Consider the following 18,047-nt stretch of genomic DNA (forward strand, 5'->3'; position numbering starts at 1 on the left):
GGATGCTCATGGTCTTTTAATGCTTGTTGCAGAGTTTCCTTTGTTTCTGAACTGAGGAAGTTTTTAGTAGGCATTGAATTTCTCGGTAAATTATCATATTATACCATACAATATGCGTTTTAGATGCTGAACAGCTTAGTAAAGGACTAGCAGCTAACCGAGATTTTTACTTAGCTAATAAGTCATTTGCTCAGCCAAATCTCAAAATCATTGAGGCAATTAGAGAAGAAACTCAAGCAGTAGCGACTTGGGCAGATGCGAATCCTGAAGAAGTAGCCAAGATTCTCGCACCCATTCTGAAAATTGATGTTTCTATCTTAGATGTAGTAACTCGACGGCGGAGTTATGGATTTGAACCGATCCAAGCTGATATGGTTGCCGAGCAACAGGAAATTGCGGATACTTTTTTTGAACTTGGCTTAATTCCCAAGCAGCTCAAAGTTGAAGAAGTAGTTTGGAAACCAGGTAATTAAAAATCCCCACTCTGAAGACGCAGGGATGGATGTTATGTAATTTTTCTAGTAAGTAGGGGTAGCGCCCCCGTCATTGGTGCCAACTTAAGGACTGTACGAGGCGTGCGATCGCTATTTTTTGACAGAGCGATCGCTCCCCCTGAGCGCTCACACCGACTGGGAGCCACGCAAGATTAAGCATAGAGCGCGCTCGTGCCTGTTAACATTACCAGTAATACCGCTTACGCGAAGGAAATCTGGGGGTTGACTGTTTAAGTTGACACCAATGGGTATAAAATAGATCATCACTACCTAAGCTAATTGCAAATATGTTGCTAGCTGCTGTCTTACACCCTGATGTAGTAGATTTCCTCCGTACAGAATTGGATAGTAACCTGAAGGCAAGGGTATGGGAGTGCATCGAAAAGCTGAGGCAGCAGCAATTTGATGGTGGCTTGCGGGTCAAAAAACTGAAAGGCATAGCCAAGAGAGTTTGGGAAGCCAGGATTACTCAGGCTAGCCGTCTAATTTTTACTTACAACAAATCGAGGCAACCTGACACGGGAGAGCGACAAACCTATATCGCCATTCAGGATATTTGTTTAGATCATGATGATGTATCCCGACGGGCTAAAGCTAGAAATCAAACTCCTGATGCCCAATGGCTTGATGCTGAGGTGGTAGAAGCGATCGGGAATATCTTGGACGAGCGGCCAGTTCTCACCCCAGCCGAACAGTCTGCTCTGGATGCAGCACAAATAGAAGAATTACAGCTTGTTCCTAGCTTCACCGATGAACTTTTAGGCAATGTTCAATGGCGAATAATTGATTCAGAATTAGAATGGCAACGGGCAATTATTCAGCAAGATGCTGATTTACCACTCAAACTCACGCCAGAAGAATATGAACTGGTGAAACTCTACGGAAACCTATTGCTATCTGGCAGTGCGGGCACTGGTAAAACTACAGTAGGACTGTATCGCTTACTCAAAAGTTTAGAGACTTTACCAGATGGAAAACGCCTCTATGTCGCTTACAACCCGATTTTAGTTAAAGAAGCACAGAAACAATTTAAGCGTCTGGTTAGTGGGAGCAGTTCTGAAATTGAGTCTGTTTTCCATTTTAAAACTATTCGAGATTTGTGTCTAGAGAGTCTGTCACAATCTGGGCAATTTTATATCCCTGAAGATGAGGTGACATACCAAATTTTTGAGCAACTTTACCGCCGTCAATCTTACCAACCTTATTCACCTGCCTTAGTTTGGGATGAAATCCGCAGTATCATTAAAGGGGCACATCTAGAGACAAGTTACTATCAGTTTTCTCAGAAACAGTACGAGCAGTTGGGTAAGAAACGCTCATCGGTAATTCCTCAAAACAATCGCCATAAAGTCTATAAGGTGGCAGAGTGGTATCAAGGTTTGTTAAAAAAAGAAGGGCGTTTTGATGAGATAGATTTAGCGCGAAAAGTTTTACAAACCATCTGGCAAGGAAAAGGCGAACGCTATCAATTAATTGTCTGTGATGAGGTACAGGACTTTACCGAATTACAGTTAGAACTGTTGGTAAGGCTTGTTGCTCCTGGGGGTCATCTCTTCTTTGCTGGGGATTTACACCAGATGATTAGCCCCAGTGGGTTCCGTTGGGAAGATTTAAAAACCAAGTTTTTTAAAGGTCAGCGTCAAGCGATTCAGAAAACATTAAACTTTAATTTCCGCAGCGTTGGTTCATTGGTAAATTTAGCCAATCAAATTCTGAAATTGCGCTACCGCCTGTTGCGAGAACGGATAGGTGATATAGGGCAACCAACTAGCAGTTATGGTGAGTGTGCTAGATTAATTGCTGCACCTTTAGAAACTCTACAACCAAGTTTAGGGCAGCTAAATCCAGATGATGCCATCCTTGTCAGAACTGAGGCGGATAAACAAAGACTTTCTGAACAATTCCAATCTAGCTTTGTATTTACGATTGAGGAAGCTAAAGGGTTAGAATTTGATACAGTGTTCTTAGTAGAGTTTTTCAAGCCGCGCCAATCTTTATGGAGTAGAGTATTGGGGAGCAAGCGATCGCTCAATGAAACTGAGCAGCCAGAATTGCGGCTGGAATTAAACTTACTTTATGTTGCAGTTACTCGCGCTCGTCGAATTTTGAATATTTGGGAAACTCAACTTTCGGCTGTTTGGAGTCAAGAAGAATTGGTAAGTTTTTTGCAACCGATAAATTCTGAATCAGTCAGAGAAAATCGAGTTGAGCCTACTGAGGAAATGTGGCGCGAGCGTGGGTGTTACTATCTGGAATGTGGCTTTTACCGTCAGGCGATAGAGTGTTTCGAGAAGTCAGGAGATATTGAATTACAGCGGCAAACTACAGCTAAACTCCTGTTACAGGAGGGTAAGTACAGTGAAGCAGCCCAGATTCTTGTTAAATTGCAAGACTGGCAACAAGCGGCTCAACTGTTTGAGAAAACTGGTCAGTGGCAAGAAGCAGCTAACTGTTGGGAAAAGGCTGGTAATTCTCCGAGGCAGAAAATCTGTGAGGCTAAAGCGTTTGAAACCACTAAAGTGTGGGAAGATGCAGCGCAGCTATGGGACAATATGGGCCGATTTGAAGATGCTAAACGTTGTTGGTTAAAGAGTGGTAATGAACAAAAGAAAGCAGAAATTCTGGCAGTTGAGTTTGAACAGAAACAGCAATGGCTCAAGGCAGCAGAGCACTATAAGTTAGCACAAATGACACATAAATCTGCTGAATGTAGAGCAAAAGAATTTGAAAAAAGGAAGTATTGGGAGCAAGCGGCTGAGCAATATGAGTTAGCAGGAATTTCAGAGAAAGCTGAGGAGTGCAGAAACAGAATTATACCTCACAGCTTTAATGATGTTGATGCCAACATAAACCTAGAGTCTGATGAACCAACAGCAGAGTTAGCAGGAATTTACATAAACCAAAATTCTAGTGATACTGAAACCACTCTCAATAAATTGCTGCTTCTCAACACAGAGGAAGCATTCAAATGGATGGGAAAAAGTCTGGAATATCGGCATACAATCGCATCTTTTGCTAACGATATTAACCATTGGGATTATTACAACGGAGTCCAAAGTCGAGTATCCCAGGCAGTAGATTACAAACGAAGGAACAATTTTGATGCTGCTTTTGCTATTTACAGTGAACTTTTCCAAGAGATGCCAACTTGGTGTCCGCTTTATAGCAGTGTATATAAGGTACTTGCCTCTGCTGGACGACTAGATGAAGCTGAACGTGCCATGCAGCTTCATTCTTTACTAATCTCCTTTGACTACGGCCTCCGTAAATCTGCAATAGCTGAAGATAATTCCTTCGATCTAAACGCAGCATTGGCTCAAAATGGAAAATTTGGAGTTTTGGCATTCTGGCCCTTTCAAGATCCGACGCTATTATTGCACCTTGGGGCTGTAACTATGCTCAAGCAAGGAAGAATGAGCAAAGTTGCTGCTAAGGGTTATCTTAATTCAATTAAAGGACAAGGTTCTGTAGCAGGTTGCCCACCAGATGGAGTGTTACAGGATGAAGGGCGGCGTGTTATTATGGGTTTACCCTGGAAGGCGCTCGCCAATACTGAAACTTCAGGTGGTTTTATTTCACAGCTACTTGATAAGATTGGGCAAGACTGCCCATAAATAAATTCCTAAAAAATTACCTCAAAAGGAGATTTGACCGATGGGAAAAGCAAAGCGCCGGAAAAAACTAGACCCTAATTATGGTAAAGGTAATACCAAGAAAGGATTTGGGAGTTCTCCCAAATCGAACATGGTAGAAGAATTATACCAGCACTTATATGAAATAGGGATTATTGAAAAAGGGTCAAATGGAGAACACAAAGAACACAAAGCCACAAAAGCTTTAATAGAAGGTCGCATTCCTGGGTGGCAATATGATCTTCAAAAGAAGATAGCCTACAGGATAAATCAGGAAAACACAGGTCTAACAATAAAATTAGATTTTGTACCAAGCGATTCAGAAGGGGAAAATCCTGACCGCCAGAGTATCATTGATGATTTGCAGCGAAAAGCAATGCTTTATTTAGAGCAAGGAAATATGCCATATTTTAAACAAACAGTGGCGCAATTAAAACAACTTTATCCTAACAAGATAGAATCTGAATTTTATATTAACCAAGGTGCTGGTACTGGTAACTACGAAGCAGCCATGAAAAACTTTGATATGGCACTTTGGTGCAATCCTTACCATGCTCTTGCCTACTACAACCGGGGTGTTCTATATTCCCGACGGCAAGATTACCAAAGAGCAATTGAAGACTTTACCCTTTCTATCAAGTTAGACCCAAGCGATTCAGATGCCTATACTGAACGGGGCCTAGTCTATATAGCTATTGGAGAAAATCAATCAGCTCTTCAAGACTTTGAGCGAGCGATACAAATTAATCCTAATCATGCCGAGGCTTACCTCAACAAAGGAGTTGCTTACGGCAAAATGGGTAATCATCTAGGTGCTCTTGTTGCCTACAGTAAGGTAATTATGATTAATAGCCGTGATGCTGATGCCTACTATAACCGAGGTCGTACTTATCGTATCCTTGGAGCTTTTCAGGAAGCACTCAACGATCTTAAGAAAGCAGCAGAGCTTTATAAGCAAAATGGCAAGATGGCGGACTATCAAGATGCACTAAATATAATTAGGAAAATGCAGCAGTAACAATTGAGGGTGTCATCTAGCGGGATTTAAACAAACTTCCTCTAATTTAACTGCTAGGGGAAAAGCCGTTAGGCTAGTCCAGCCTTAACTTAACGGTAGTATACCTGATTTTTATCTTACAGCAAGGCACACTCAAGATCAATGGTTAAAAGACCAACTGGACTGTTGGTGGTGCTATAGGCAACTCCCTTGCCTATATCGCGATCGCGCTCAATCAGCTTGATTAGCAAGGGGCGGTTAGCTGTTTTTAACAGGTGAGTCGCTACTAGAGAACCACTAAAGCCAGCACCGAACCTCGCGATCGTTGTTGGAGTATTACAGACAATATACGCTAATTTGAGCGATTTACCGTGTTTTAATATTTTGGGGTACGATCGCGCATAATAATGATGCGGTAATGGTTTGTCATGCTCTCAATTGACCAGTAGTATGCTATTATGGCGTTGCTGATTTACGGTAGGAAAGGCTAAATATGCAAGTCCTAGAAACCACTATCCACAAAGCTTCTGGATTTTTAATTGATTTTTTTCATGCCCTGATTAAGCAACGCCCCCATTAAGTAGGTCGGTATAAAAAAACAAAGGTAAGTAAAGAAATGTTAACAACTAGAATTGGAACTGAATTTAAAGCGATTAGTTGTATAATTTCCTCGTCGCCCTCTCGCTTCAATTCCATCCATTACTGCGTAGGCAAGAGCGAGTTCATCTTCAAACATTTTTCCGACCAGTTCATGATTTTTAAGTTGTTGCCATTCCAGTTCAATCTTGTTCATTTCTGAACAGTATTTAGGGAGAAAGAAAATATACAATCCCTGGCTTTCCCACTGAGACCATTTTTGTTGGACATCCAGGGATTTGTGTATGGGACCATTATCTTGAATTATCACTCTGATCCGTCCAGTTAATTTCATTTCCAGCTCAGCTTGTTGTGCTTCATTTTCCATCATAGTGATATATGATTTGCTGCTAAAACTCCCGACCGCCAACCCATACGCGAAACTGACACACGGCTGTAGCAAGCCTAAAATACTAAGTCTTCGACCCCTTCGTTTCGTTTGCTCTAGCCGTTTTTGCGCTCCAATTGGGTAATAGGTATATCCAGTGGAACTCCACAAGCAAAAACCTGATTCATCCAGATATTTCAGATCGATTTCTCCCGCCGCCGCTGCCAACTCTAACATATCTTGATCTGCCTGTTTTATCGAGCGTTGTAATGGGTCTTGTTTGTCTTTATGGCTTGGTCGGGTTCGTTTCCAAATAATCTTTTTTTTTTGAGGATGCGTCTTAATCTGTCAGGGCTTAATTTGACGCCGCGTTCCTGTTCTAATTTTTGAGCAAGTTGACGACTATTATATCTGCGTGGTTCATTTTTGAGACATTCTTCTAGATGAACAATGTCTGATTCTTTCCATTTGGGTTTGACCCCTCTGCCTTTGGTTGACCATAATCCTGCCAAACCCATTTTCACCCACCGATGAATTACTTCTCTAATTGTTTGCTCTCTACACTTAAAATGAGCTGCTATCTCCTCTACATAACATCCCTGGGAGTTCAATCTAATAATTTGTGCTCGATCTTTTACTTTTTGAGGTACTGTTGTTGCTGTCCTCAATTCAAATAGTGTTCGGTCTTCTTCTTCATTGAGAAATACTCTTAAACGTGCGCCCATATTTGTTGATTTTGTAAATCAAATCTTGAGTGTTTACTTATCTTAACATGATTTGGTTTTTTTACGCCTACCTACTTATTGCCCAGCAAAGTTATTTAAACGCCCCCTTTTCCCTTCTCCCCTTTTGCACCTTGCAAAGCAAAAATCGGAGTTTGAGCAGATTTCCCCTTCAGAGCAACAGATCCCAAAGCCTCGCAAATAAAGTTTAGCTCGATCGACTCACACACCCTTTCACCAATCAAAATTTGGTTTTCCCCCGCCTTGCTCATCAACCGAGCCGCCGTATTCACCGTATCGCCGAGAATATTAAACTCCCTGCGCCCTCGCGGTTCCCCAACCTCAGCAGCAAACACCGGCCCCAGGGATAGCCCAATTTGACAGCTTACTTTTACTTCTTCACCCGCGATAATTACCAGAGGCAAACCTGCAATCATATCTCGGATCGCAATCGCCGCACTAGCCGCGCGGCTGGCGTCATCCCTGTTAGCGTCGGGCACGCCAAAATAAATCAGCATATCCGAACCGTCTAAGTGCGCCGTTACTTTTTGCAACACGCCCCCTTTAGCTGAGACTACAGCATCGATCGACGCAAACACCCTAGAAAAAGCAACTATCAGATTGACTTCTTCCTCCAGCGAAGCTTTGTCTACAGACTCTGGTAAACCTATCAAGTTGACAAACATCACCGTCGGTTCAGGAAAATCCGGCGGAATTTTCCGCCTGTCTGCATTTTCCACCAGCAGTCTCAGGATAGTTTTGGGAATATAACTAGCAAGGGGTTCAAGCCGATTCACAGCTTCCCCGATTTCTTTTACCAAGCCCCCGACGCTGCGATCGAGCAATACCGAACTCGGCATCCGCCGCCCAGTCAAAGTGATATCATACTCTCCGAGTCTATCGTCCGTGAAATCGTCCGCCACCAAAAAATAACCCTGCTTCCCAGGTTCAAAACGAAATTGCTCTCCCAAAGACTCTCTAGCAGTTTCAGTCACACACACCCGCCCCACAGTCCCAGAACCCTCAGCTTGCTTAGCTTGCTGGACTGAATGCCCCAGCAGTACGTGAGCCATCCGCAGCGGCGTACCGATGTCAGCACTAATATAGCGCCCGCAGTGGATGCCCACCCGCATCCTCAAAGACAAAACACCCCGCGCCGTTTCAATATTGGCAAATTCAGCCATCGCCCGCTGCATCCGCAAACCCGCCCGCACCGCCCTCGCTGTATCCTCTTGGTAAACCCCTGACGGAAACTGCACCAGCATCGCATCTCCGGTAAACTCCAGCAAATCCCCGCCCGATTTGCTGACAATTTCAATCATTGAGGCAAAATAGTCGTTAATCACGCCCAGCAGGGTTTCAGCTCCCTTGCGCCCCTGGGTAGCGTTCGCTTCCAACAGCGAGGTAAACCCTGCCAAATCGGTAAACAGCAAGGTGCCTGTTTGCCACTGGTAGCGCACCTCCCCTGGGTTGGGCGGAGATTCGGACACGGGCCGGGGCACGTAGTCATGGAGGATGTAGCGCAGAGTTCGCAGGTGATCGAAAACCCCCATTAGCGTTGCGGGGGACGGATCTACCCACGCAGCAGCGTACAGTTGAGCGGAAAGGAGCGATCGCAGCCGCAGTTCGATCGCAGCCAAGGGAGGATTGTAGGTTAATCTATTAATAATTTCCACCTAAGTTTATTCTTAAAAAATAGGGTAAGTTCTATCAATGTAGAGGCAACACCAATAGCTCGACTTTATACCATTATGATAAGTTTCCAGTGACTCCATACCAGCCAAACCCACAACCCACTAGAGAAACTTCCGAACGTCACAGCTTGCTAGCTCCCGATTTGATCCGAGCTGCTCGATCGGCCTATGGTATGTATCTGAAAGTGCATTCCGAGCAGATGCAGCGTCCGGCGGGTGTAGTTGTCAGTCAAGGAAGCGATCGAGGTCAGGTAATTTTTGCTTCGCAGCCGATTTTATTGCCCGGTGAACGTTTTGTTACTTTTGAGGAAATTGAATCTCAAATGTATTAATTGCTAATTGGTCATTGGTGGTAATTGGTAATTGATAATTAAGCATAGGGCATGGGGAATTGGTAATTAGTCACTAATATTATGTCCCCTCGAACGCTCGCACTAAAATAGGTTTCTAGTGAAGAGCCATGTTTTCAGGATTTTATGAAAACTTGCATTCTTGACTATTAATACCTTTTATGATGGGTAATTGACCGTACAAGCTCTAACAACTGAGAACTAACTATTGAGAAGTAACAAGTGATACATAACCCCAGTCAACAGTGAACAGTCAACAGTCAACTTAATGGAAATAATCTTTAATTGCCTTGTCATGGCGATCGTCTTTATTGTCGGATCGGCTATTGGCAGCTTTCTAAATGTGGTAGTCTATCGGTTGCCTGCGGGTTTGTCGGTGATCAACCCTCCTTCTCGCTGTCCCAAATGTTTAAATCAACTCAGAACTTACGAAAATATACCCGTTTTCGGTTGGCTGTGGCTCCGAGGCCGCTGCAATCACTGCCGCAGTCGGATTTCTGTCCGCTATCCACTGGTGGAAGCAGCTACGGGTTTGCTGTTTTTGCTAATCTTTTGGCGGTTTGGCGTAACAGTGCAAACTCTTGGTTTTTGGGCTTTGTTTAGCTGGCTGTTGGCTTTGTCTTTGATTGATTGCGATACAATGACTTTGCCTAATTCATTAACTCGATCGGGTTTGGTGCTCGGATTGGTTTTCCAGGTGGCGAAAGGTTGGTGGCCGACATTTAGTTCGATCGACTCGGTAAACTATCTGGTACTCGATGGGATCGCGGGAGCAGTTGTCGGGTTGTGGCTGTTTGACGCGATCGGACTCGCCGGGACGATCGGGCTGGGGCAGAATGCTATGGGCGCCGGAGATACCAAATTGGCAGCCTTGATGGGAGCTTGGCTGGGGTGGAAATACTTGCTGCTAGCGGGATTTATTGCCTGTGTCGCCGGGGCTTTTGTCGGTGGCGGGGCGATCGCCCTCGGCTGGCTCGATCGGCGTCAACCCATGCCTTTCGGCCCGTTTCTGGCTCTCGGTGCAGCAATTACTGCTCTGTGGGGCGAAGCGATCTTATCTACTTACTTGCAGTTGTTTTTTCCGAATTTTAGTTTCTGATCGGCAGGCAGTCAGGCGCGATCGAACATAACATTGTCTCAAAAATTGGTAAAATTGTTCCGTGTCTTGGATTACACTTACAACAACTAGCTTTCGTTGGGAAGCGGAATTAATGCAGCAGCTCCTAGCTGCCCATGAAATCCCGGCCCGGATTGTAGACTTGGGCATAGCATCTTATTTGGGGGCTGGAAGTGCTACAGCCCTGCAAGTTCTTCCAGAACACCAGCGAACAGCATCGCTCCTCATCAGTCCCGTTGAAGATGAGCCAGAAGCGGGTGATTAGTCATTAGTCATTAGTCATTAGTCACTGAACAACTAGCAATTGACAACTAGCAACTAACAACTAACAATTACTAATTACCAATTACCAATTCCCAATTACCAATTACCAATTACCAATTACCAAGTTTTAATGTCTCTATTTGATTGGTTTGCAAATCGACGAAAATCAGTACCGAACTCCCAAGAACGGCCGGAACGAGAAATTGCGGACGGACTTTGGAATAAATGCGAAGCTTGCGGTGCCCTCAGTTATACCAAAGACCTGCGAGCAAATCAAATGGTTTGCTTGGAATGCGGGCATCATATCAGAGTTTACAGTGACGATCGCATCGAGCAGTTGATCGATCCCAATACCTGGGTGCCCCTTAACGAAGGACTGCACGCCACAGATCCCCTTAAATTTCGCGATCGCAAAAAATATAGCGATCGACTCCGAGAATTTCAGGAAAAAACAGGCCACCTAGACGCCGTAGAAACAGGCATCGGCAAACTCGAAAATTTGCCAGTCGCCCTCGGAGTCATGGAATTTCAGTTCATCGGCGGCAGCATGGGCTCAGTAGTCGGAGAAAAGCTGACTCGCCTCATCGAACACGCCACGCGGGAACGCCTGCCCGCGATTATAGTCTGCGCTTCCGGCGGTGCAAGAATGCAAGAAGGAATGCTCAGCTTGATGCAAATGGCTAAAATTTCCGGGGCTCTGGAACGCCACCGGGAAGCGAGACTGCTTTACATCCCGATTTTGACCCACCCGACCACCGGCGGCGTCACCGCCAGTTTTGCCATGCTGGGAGACATTATAATTGCAGAGCCAAAAGCTACTGTGGCCTTTACGGGCGGCCGAGTAATCGAGCAAACTCTGCGGGAAAAGCTGCCGGAAAATTATCAAACTTCCGAATACTCCTTCGCCCACGGTTTTGTAGACTTGATTGTACCCCGGACTCAATTAAAGAAAACTCTCGGTCAGCTCATCAGCCTCCACCAGCCCCAGCCTTTCTTGGCCGGCTCGGAATTTCCCGCCCTCGAAGCCAGCGACAGTCACGCTTTGCCCCCGCAGACTCACGCTTTCAAACTTGCTCCGTAAGCTGCTGCGCCGGAGGATTGTCTGTTGGTGAGTGCGGGGCACCGAGGGAAATTTCTGAGGAATTGCTCAAAACCCGGCTTCTACCAAAAATATTTAGTTTGTTAACGAGACGTTCACGCAGACACCGGGTTTTGATCCCCGCCCGCGCAACTCCTATTGGTAATAACGACCCAGCAGTGGGATGATATTGATCGGAAGTTGATTGGCCCTGAAGTTAGGCTGGGCAAAAATGCCTAGTCGCAGTTAGCGGTTAGTTAGCTTGCGATCGAACAAAATCTCAGAACAAACTAACAGAACAAGCTAACAGCGCTTTCTAAAATTGTCCGGCTTTCAGTTAATAGCCGTCAACTCAATTTTGACCTGTCAGCGACCTAAAAATTATGGGTTTTGCAGACCTGTCCATCGCAGAAATAGCAGAGGACTTCAACGTCCCTGTTGAAGAAGTGATCCGCTTGTGCGACGAGTTGGAAATTGCCTACAAGCACCCTCAAACCCGTTTGGCTTTGGAGGATGTTAAGGCAATTATGTCCACTCTCGAAAAAAGGCGCGACTCAAAACTTCTTGCAGATTAGATCGCAAAATTCCTCTACCTTTAAAGGTATGGCTGCACAAACTTTCGCCAGTTGTTGCAGACTCAGGGAATTTTGAACACAAATCTGTTTGCCAGGTATGATCTCTTAGCGTTCAATAATTTGCCGGATTTTTTTAAGGAGAACCATGCTTAAAAGATATTTCATTGCTCTGACCGCTGTATTCTTGACATTTCAGTTATTTGTCAGCAGTGCGATGGCTATCGAACTGAGTCCTGAACTTCGCACTCTGCCTTTGAATGACAAGGGTACTCCAGTGGTGCTGAGCCTCAAACAAGTTGAGCAAGGCAAACGCCTGTTCAATTCGGCTTGCGCTCAATGTCACGCTGCGGGCATGACCAAAACTGACCCGAACGTGAATTTGAGCCCGGAAACTCTGGCTTTGGCCAACCCGCCCCGGAATAATATTGAGTCGCTGGTGGACTTTATGAAAAATCCCACCACTTACGACGGGTTTGAGGAAATTTCGGAACTGCATCCGAGTACCAAGAGCGCGGATATTTTCGCTGAGATGAGAAATCTCTCGGATGACGATTTGTACGCGATTGCCGGTCACATTCTGTTGCAGCCAAAAATTGTCTCCAAGCAGTGGGCTGGTGGCAAAGGCGCTCGCTAATCGATTTTAGATTTTAGATTTTAGATTTTGGATTTTGGATTCGGAGAGGGCTGAAGTTCGGCAATAATTGCTGGCTGGTCGTTTTTCGCTCTAAAATCTGAAATCTAAAATTTACCTCCGGCTCATTGATTCTCGCAAAAGGTTGTAGTCCCTCATGCTGCGTCGTGGTGCTTTTGTCTGCTTTCTGTTGGGGATGTTAATTATTTTGCCGATCGTGCTGTTGGCTCCTCAACCTGTTTTGGCTGCTGCCGATTCTTACGTGAATAGGTATTTACAAGCCAGCGAACCTGTGGCTCTGGAGTTGGACTCTGAGGGACATACTCGCTTGTTTTCGGCTCAGGATTTGTCTGCAGGCAAGGTATTGTTCGAGCAAAGTTGCCTGAATTGTCACGTCGGAGGAGCTAATTTGCCCGATCCGACCATATCTCTGTCTTTGGCTGACCTCAAGGGGGCAACGCCTCCCCGCAACAATATCAATAGTCTGGTGGCGTATCTGAGAGAACCGATGACTTATGACGGTACTGAGGAGACTTTTTGGTGCCGCCAAGTGCCGGAAAGCTGGATGCCACAGGCTGAGATTGAAAATTTAGCGGCTTTTGTGATCCGGGCTGCTCAGAAAGCTCCGGGCTGGGGCGTGGATAATTTTGAGAGTTGAACTGCCACTGCCAAAAAGTGGTAAATTACTCGAAAGAAGGCGATGCAACTGAGCGATCGCGCCTGTTTTAACTAATTTGGCGTAAGTCCCACGCTGTAATTGTACTCAATTGGGCGTCGGGATATAAGCTTTCGCAACGTCTATGAAAAAGAGCGACAATTTACTGTTTCTCTAGCAAAAAAATGTGTAAGATATAAGTGGTTGCGACCCACCCACTCGACTGCAAACAACAGGCTACAGTAGCAGTAATATGCTTGGCCAAGGACAACTGCCAGAGAAAGGGGGAAAGAACAGACCGCTGGTTGGTAAGGCACGTCCCACCATAAAATACAATCCAAGTTTGTTGTACGAAAATAGTTTTTGCCTTGGGAAACAGGGCTTCTGCGTGGGTTCCCTACGAAGGGATAAAGGGTGTAAAAGCCCAGAAATGCTGTGTAAGACTCGGATCGTCTTCAGTGACGAATCTCTGTAATGAGATACCCAACAGAGCAACGGCAAACGAGACACGAAGCCTACACTGTAAAAAAGGTCAGTGCTAGGTATTTCACCAGGTAAAATATCTAAAGAATCACCCCTTGCGTGTCCATTAGAGGAGAACTGCGTTGAAAAGACTCTTATCGATCGCCCTGTTAGCGATCGCAATTTTTACCGTCGGCTTTGGTCGCCCTGCTTTGGCAGGTGATGCGGTTAAAGGAGCTAAAATCTTTAGCTCGAACTGTGCTGCTTGTCACATCGGTGGCGGCAACGTGGTTATGGCCATGAAAACCTTGAAAAAGAGTGCTCTTGAGAAGTACGGTATGAATTCTCTCGAAGCTATTACCACTCAGGTAACTAAGGGCAAAAATGCTATGCCTGCTTTCGCCGGCCGCTTGAAGCCCGAACAAATCGACGATGTAGCAACCTACGTGCTCGAGCAATCTGAGAAAGACTGGAAAGGCTAAACTGCCTCTTTGAAGTCGGGCAAGCTGGGCGGGCTTGATTTAATTTAAAACTTGTCCTCCCGATCGCACCCTCTCTCACCCTTTGGCGAATAAACATCGGTTTGCAGCGATCTTAACCTATTTGGGAAAGCGCGCCAGAAATCCGATTTTTATTAGCTCAAGGGCGAGGGAGGGACATTTTATTTTAGATTTTAGATTTTAGATTTTGGATTGAAGAATTGAAGAATTGAAGAATTGAAGAATTGAAGAATTGAAGATTTAAAGATTTGAGATTGCTAAATACTGACTTTGTATAAACTGTCAAGCACCTAATATTAAGATTCATGTATGGAAGCCAGTCATAAATTGGGGTGGTGTGCTAGGATGTAAACCCTTTACTAGCAAAGCCTTGAAATCCAAATTAAAGTCGATCGGGGATCTGGAATCTACACCTGCCATGAACGTAAAAACATCAGCAAAAGTTAAAACTCAAGTTAAAACTCTCGGAGACGCAGCCTCTGAGGCGATTGAGAAATATTTCCGCAAAAGTGTAGCGCACGAGGCTGGAGTTCTCAAAGACCAAGACGCCGAAGAACTTCATCAAATGCGCGTGGGATTGAGACGCTTGCGATCGGCTGTGACGGGTTTTGCTCCGGTTTTAGATTTGCCAAAAGAGGCTTCTGAAGGCAAAATTGGTAAGGTGGGGCGGATTCTGGGAACGCTCAGGGATTTGGATGTGATGCTCGAAAGTCTCCAAAACCGCTATTACCCGAATTTGCCGACTGAGGAACAGGAAGTTTTGGATAAGGCGTTGTCGAATTTGCTCAAACAGCGCCACCGGGCTTTGAAAGGGGTGAGGGCGATTTTAGAGCACAAAAGCTACGATTCGCTGAAGCAGTCGATCGAGGATTGGCTGGAAAAACCGAAGTTTCAGGCGATCGAACATTTGCCAATTGCTGAGGTTTTGCCCGATTTACTGTTACCTCAAGTCAGCGAGTTTTTCCTACATCCGGCTTGGTTGCTGGGTACAAAATATGAAGATGGCAAAGTTAAAGTTGCTGATGATTTAAATGCTGAGGCTGTCGAAGAGAAGTTAGCAGCCGAGGGAACTATTCTGCACGATTTGCGGAAGCAAGCTAAGCGGGTTCGCTATTTGATGAATCTGTTTGGGGATTTTTACAGCGAGGCTTACGAAGTTTATGTCGAAGATGTGAAAGCTATTCAGGAATGTTTGGGCGATATTCAAGACAGTGAAGTTTTAGGCGAGTTTCTGACAGATTTTGTCGATCGCGATCTGAAAAAAGAGTTGCCGAAGTTGGCTGGTTTGTTGGCCGAAAATCGCTATGCAGCTTGGCAAAAATGGCAGGTTTTGCAGCGCAGGTATTTGAATTCGGAAATGCGGCAAGGTTTCCGATCGGCTTTAATTCATCCTATGGTTGAAGATGCTGCTAAGGAAAAGTTGCCCCAGGAAAGTTAGGTTTTTCGCGCCCAGAGAATGCGATCGGCTGCCGGGAGGGACTAAAAGAGGGATATTTGTAGGGACACGGCATTGCAGTGTCCTTCATTGTGTAACTCAATAAAGGGCGATCGCGCTTGGGGAGAGGTTCAAGAAAAAACCTTAACAATTATTCTTTCCAGTAACGAGTTAAAACCCGAATTACTTCACGAGTGTGAAGTAAAAAAAAGGGCGATCGCGTTTTTTACCATAGCAAATCACGACTGCAACCACTTCATAAACTTATTCGTCGCAGTACCAATAGACTGTCCCACCTGTTTCTTCAAACGCCACCGCTGAAACGCTTTTTCGTAATCTTCGCCTTCAGTTTGATAAACATTCCAAGCATTCAGCGACAATCCCAATCCCCACGTTAGTAAAATGAAAAGCGACCAAGAAAGCTCGTGCGAACCTGCTAAATTAAACAAAACTAAAAAAGTATTGATAATGCCGTACTTGGTCACATTTTTCTGCAAGTTGCGACGACGGTAAGAGTTAAAAACCAGCTTTTCTTGAACTTCTCCTCTAGTTGCTAACCATTGCTGTTCCGCCGCTACAATATCCTGTTCGGAAATGCCCAATTCCGCTGCAATCTCGAAAAGCTGCACTCTCGATAATTCCCCTTCATCCTGTCGCCGCGCGATCGCAAGCTGTAAAATACCCTGAGCATCCTCTGAACCGTAAACTTGACTTATTTGACTTTCATTTGTCGCCATAACAGGTTTCCTAAAATTCCTGACATCTTTTCTATGATAGATATAGACGCAGTTAAAGGACAGGTAGTGACATTGGCGGATTTCAACACCCGGACATTTGAGTGAGACTCCTGACTATGGGAGGGGAAATCGAATAACCGATATATTTCCTCAAATTGCAACTAATTAATTTCCCGCACTTTGACTAAGTTGGCTATCTCGTTTCAACATAAATTGATAAAAGATCCCAAACAAAACCACCGCAATCATCCCCACCACTAAAGAACCTTCACCCTCATGCCAATATTTAAACAAATCTAGGCGATTAGATGCAACTAACAATGCCATTCCCGCCACTCGAAAAACATTAATAATAAAACCAAAAAGGACAGCGACACATATTACCAAAGCCTTATTTTGTTTAGTAGGAAACATCACCAAACAAACTACAGCTAAACCTAATAAGTAATTCATTGCCTCTATACCCGAACAACCCCCATTTACCAACACCCTTCCTGTCGGTAAAGCAACATAATTACCGTCACGTGTTACATTAAAACCGACATACCACAAAGAATAATAAGCAGTCTTAGCAGTAAGCGAGGTAACAAAATCCACTAAAGGTAACGTAATGACACTGGGGGTGCCATGAAAAAATAGTATTACCAATTCACGCCAAAATAGTTTTAAGTTCTGATAACCTACTGCAAGCAGGCTCAAACCTAAACCAGACAAAAAAGGTGCCAGTCTTAAAAAAGGATCGGATTTACTGGAAACCCCAGCACTTTGAAATAAAATAAAAGCTATTAATAGCGTCCCTGCTATTGTCGATAATAGGTCACTTTTTATCTCACGCTGTTTGAGAATATCCTGGTTGTCCCAAAGCAGGGAACCCACAGCACACCAAAAAACTATACTCATCCAAAAATGAGCAACATCGTCCACTTTCCACAGGAGTGTCATATTCAGAGTTACTAAGGCTGTGGCGATAATGATGAGCCAAAAAATTTTTCTCTTGAACATTTTAGATATTAGTTATTAGTTGATTGATGAGAGCCATACTGCGGACTGTTTTTGATGGCAAACCGTAGAATAAGGGTTTCCCGGCGATTCGGCAATCAAAGTACCCACGGAAAATCGAGGGTTTCAGACTACGGACTAAAAACAGTCCAGACTATTGTAAAAGCATATCATAAAAATAGTAGGGTATGTGGACAACTCAGTAGCTTGAACCCCTCCTACGGAAAGGACTCGGAGGATTTTAAGGGCTGTAAATCTTTGAGATGAGGTTAGTAGACACTCTGGAATTTGATGAATGATGAGACTCAGAGGCAACGCATAGCTCAGCATTAGGACACCTATTGAAAAGACTGCTACTCAAAATGATTGGTTGGGTTGCCTAGCGCTTGCTTACTTGGCCCCTGGAAGCAAAGACTAAAAAGCGAGTGAATCAACAAAAATTAAAAATAAGTAGCCTCAAGGAGGCTTGGATTTCTTGAGACTAGACGCAATTGGCACCGCGCACGGTGTGACACTGAGGTTCGAGTAAATACGGCTGAGCGAGTTAGAGTTGGAGCCATGCTCAATGGTGATTATCTGCTTTTCAAGAATCGAGCGTGTCTTTAGAGCAATCCTAAATCATTTGTGAATTTCTTCCTCAGAGCGGCTTCGGGGCAGGGCTATTTCATTTTCTTGTAGGGGCCAACCCTCGTCAAGAGCCCTATGCCTGAAATGCCCATGAAATCATCTGTGGGTGGGGGC

Annotated in this window: 15 protein-coding genes and 1 pseudogene; 11 read left to right on the forward strand and 5 right to left on the reverse strand. The window is 44.7% G+C overall.

The window, feature by feature from the left end; all coding sequences use genetic code 11:
- Window positions 1–781 precede the first annotated feature (781 nt).
- Complete coding sequence (locus QT992_RS10525) at window positions 782–4,108, forward strand: UvrD-helicase domain-containing protein (RefSeq protein ID WP_333056909.1); 3,327 nt, start codon at window positions 782–784, stop codon at window positions 4,106–4,108.
- 40 nt (window positions 4,109–4,148) lie between these two features.
- A complete protein-coding gene (locus QT992_RS10530) occupies window positions 4,149–5,144 on the forward strand; it encodes a tetratricopeptide repeat protein (protein WP_333056908.1) in 996 nt (331 codons plus the stop codon).
- Window positions 5,145–5,260: 116 nt separating this feature from the next.
- Here QT992_RS10530 and QT992_RS10535 read toward each other — a convergent pair whose 3' ends face one another.
- From QT992_RS10535 to QT992_RS10545, 3 genes and pseudogenes are all read right to left on the reverse strand, one after another.
- Window positions 5,261–5,506 (reverse strand): FAD/NAD(P)-binding protein, encoded by a 246-nt coding sequence (locus QT992_RS10535; RefSeq protein ID WP_333274892.1) that lies wholly within the window; start codon window positions 5,504–5,506, stop codon window positions 5,261–5,263.
- 236 nt (window positions 5,507–5,742) lie between these two features.
- Window positions 5,743–6,812 (reverse strand): annotated as a pseudogene (locus QT992_RS10540) (IS630 family transposase).
- A gap of 95 nt (window positions 6,813–6,907) precedes the next feature.
- A complete protein-coding gene (locus QT992_RS10545; protein ID WP_333058469.1) occupies window positions 6,908–8,485 on the reverse strand; it encodes an adenylate/guanylate cyclase domain-containing protein in 1,578 nt (525 codons plus the stop codon).
- 89 nt (window positions 8,486–8,574) lie between these two features.
- Here QT992_RS10545 and QT992_RS10550 point away from each other — a divergent pair, with 89 nt between their 5' ends.
- The 9 genes from QT992_RS10550 (at window position 8,575) to QT992_RS10590 (ending at window position 15,573) form a co-directional block, all read left to right on the forward strand.
- Window positions 8,575–8,835, forward strand: a complete 261-nt coding sequence (locus QT992_RS10550) for a hypothetical protein (RefSeq protein WP_333058467.1) — start codon at window positions 8,575–8,577, stop codon at window positions 8,833–8,835.
- Between the two features lie 286 nt (window positions 8,836–9,121).
- Window positions 9,122–9,952: a prepilin peptidase gene (locus tag QT992_RS10555; RefSeq protein ID WP_333058465.1), complete on the forward strand. Its 831-nt coding sequence runs from the start codon at window positions 9,122–9,124 to the stop codon at window positions 9,950–9,952.
- A gap of 61 nt (window positions 9,953–10,013) precedes the next feature.
- Window positions 10,014–10,235, forward strand: a complete 222-nt coding sequence (locus QT992_RS10560; RefSeq protein WP_333058464.1) for a hypothetical protein — start codon at window positions 10,014–10,016, stop codon at window positions 10,233–10,235.
- Between the two features lie 129 nt (window positions 10,236–10,364).
- Window positions 10,365–11,315 carry an acetyl-CoA carboxylase, carboxyltransferase subunit beta gene (accD, locus tag QT992_RS10565; RefSeq protein WP_333376951.1) on the forward strand — a complete coding sequence of 317 codons (951 nt, stop codon included), beginning with the start codon at window positions 10,365–10,367 and terminating at the stop codon, window positions 11,313–11,315.
- A 380-nt stretch (window positions 11,316–11,695) separates the two neighbouring features.
- Window positions 11,696–11,887 (forward strand): translation initiation factor IF-2, encoded by a 192-nt coding sequence (locus QT992_RS10570; protein ID WP_333058460.1) that lies wholly within the window; start codon window positions 11,696–11,698, stop codon window positions 11,885–11,887.
- Between the two features lie 145 nt (window positions 11,888–12,032).
- The gene (gene psbV / locus QT992_RS10575; protein ID WP_333318659.1) at window positions 12,033–12,521 is read left to right on the forward strand and encodes a photosystem II cytochrome c-550; all 489 of its coding nucleotides are present in this window, start codon (window positions 12,033–12,035) and stop codon (window positions 12,519–12,521) included.
- 154 nt (window positions 12,522–12,675) lie between these two features.
- Window positions 12,676–13,176: a photosystem II cytochrome PsbV2 gene (psbV2, locus tag QT992_RS10580; RefSeq protein WP_333318657.1), complete on the forward strand. Its 501-nt coding sequence runs from the start codon at window positions 12,676–12,678 to the stop codon at window positions 13,174–13,176.
- A 602-nt stretch (window positions 13,177–13,778) separates the two neighbouring features.
- Window positions 13,779–14,117 (forward strand): cytochrome c6 PetJ, encoded by a 339-nt coding sequence (gene petJ, locus QT992_RS10585; protein ID WP_333318655.1) that lies wholly within the window; start codon window positions 13,779–13,781, stop codon window positions 14,115–14,117.
- 436 nt (window positions 14,118–14,553) lie between these two features.
- A complete protein-coding gene (locus tag QT992_RS10590; RefSeq protein WP_333318652.1) occupies window positions 14,554–15,573 on the forward strand; it encodes a CHAD domain-containing protein in 1,020 nt (339 codons plus the stop codon).
- Between the two features lie 236 nt (window positions 15,574–15,809).
- On the opposite strand, the gene QT992_RS10595 is transcribed toward QT992_RS10590, so the two are convergent.
- Together QT992_RS10595 and crtA are read right to left on the reverse strand one after the other, a co-directional pair.
- Window positions 15,810–16,307, reverse strand: a complete 498-nt coding sequence (locus tag QT992_RS10595; RefSeq protein ID WP_333318650.1) for a 2TM domain-containing protein — start codon at window positions 16,305–16,307, stop codon at window positions 15,810–15,812.
- Between the two features lie 165 nt (window positions 16,308–16,472).
- On the reverse strand, window positions 16,473–17,309 hold the full coding sequence (gene crtA / locus QT992_RS10600) for a cyanoexosortase A (protein WP_333318648.1): 837 nt from the start codon (window positions 17,307–17,309) through the stop codon (window positions 16,473–16,475).
- Window positions 17,310–18,047: the final 738 nt, after the last annotated feature.

The organism is Microcoleus sp. T3_D1, from assembly GCF_036700405.1.
Classification (GTDB): domain Bacteria; phylum Cyanobacteriota; class Cyanobacteriia; order Cyanobacteriales; family Microcoleaceae; genus Microcoleus.

What these genes read in the sequence shown, in the direction of transcription:
- crtA (WP_333318648.1), bottom strand. Translation starts at nt 17,309, where the DNA reads ATGTTCAAGAGAAAAATTTTTTGGCTCATCATTATCGCCACAGCCTTA.
- psbV2 (WP_333318657.1), top strand. Translation starts at nt 12,676, where the DNA reads ATGCTGCGTCGTGGTGCTTTTGTCTGCTTTCTGTTGGGGATGTTAATT.
- QT992_RS10530 (WP_333056908.1), top strand. Translation starts at nt 4,149, where the DNA reads ATGGGAAAAGCAAAGCGCCGGAAAAAACTAGACCCTAATTATGGTAAA.
- QT992_RS10525 (WP_333056909.1), top strand. Translation starts at nt 782, where the DNA reads ATGTTGCTAGCTGCTGTCTTACACCCTGATGTAGTAGATTTCCTCCGT.
- psbV (WP_333318659.1), top strand. Translation starts at nt 12,033, where the DNA reads ATGCTTAAAAGATATTTCATTGCTCTGACCGCTGTATTCTTGACATTT.
- QT992_RS10555 (WP_333058465.1), top strand. Translation starts at nt 9,122, where the DNA reads ATGGAAATAATCTTTAATTGCCTTGTCATGGCGATCGTCTTTATTGTC.
- QT992_RS10570 (WP_333058460.1), top strand. Translation starts at nt 11,696, where the DNA reads ATGGGTTTTGCAGACCTGTCCATCGCAGAAATAGCAGAGGACTTCAAC.
- QT992_RS10595 (WP_333318650.1), bottom strand. Translation starts at nt 16,307, where the DNA reads ATGGCGACAAATGAAAGTCAAATAAGTCAAGTTTACGGTTCAGAGGAT.
- accD (WP_333376951.1), top strand. Translation starts at nt 10,365, where the DNA reads ATGTCTCTATTTGATTGGTTTGCAAATCGACGAAAATCAGTACCGAAC.
- QT992_RS10590 (WP_333318652.1), top strand. Translation starts at nt 14,554, where the DNA reads ATGAACGTAAAAACATCAGCAAAAGTTAAAACTCAAGTTAAAACTCTC.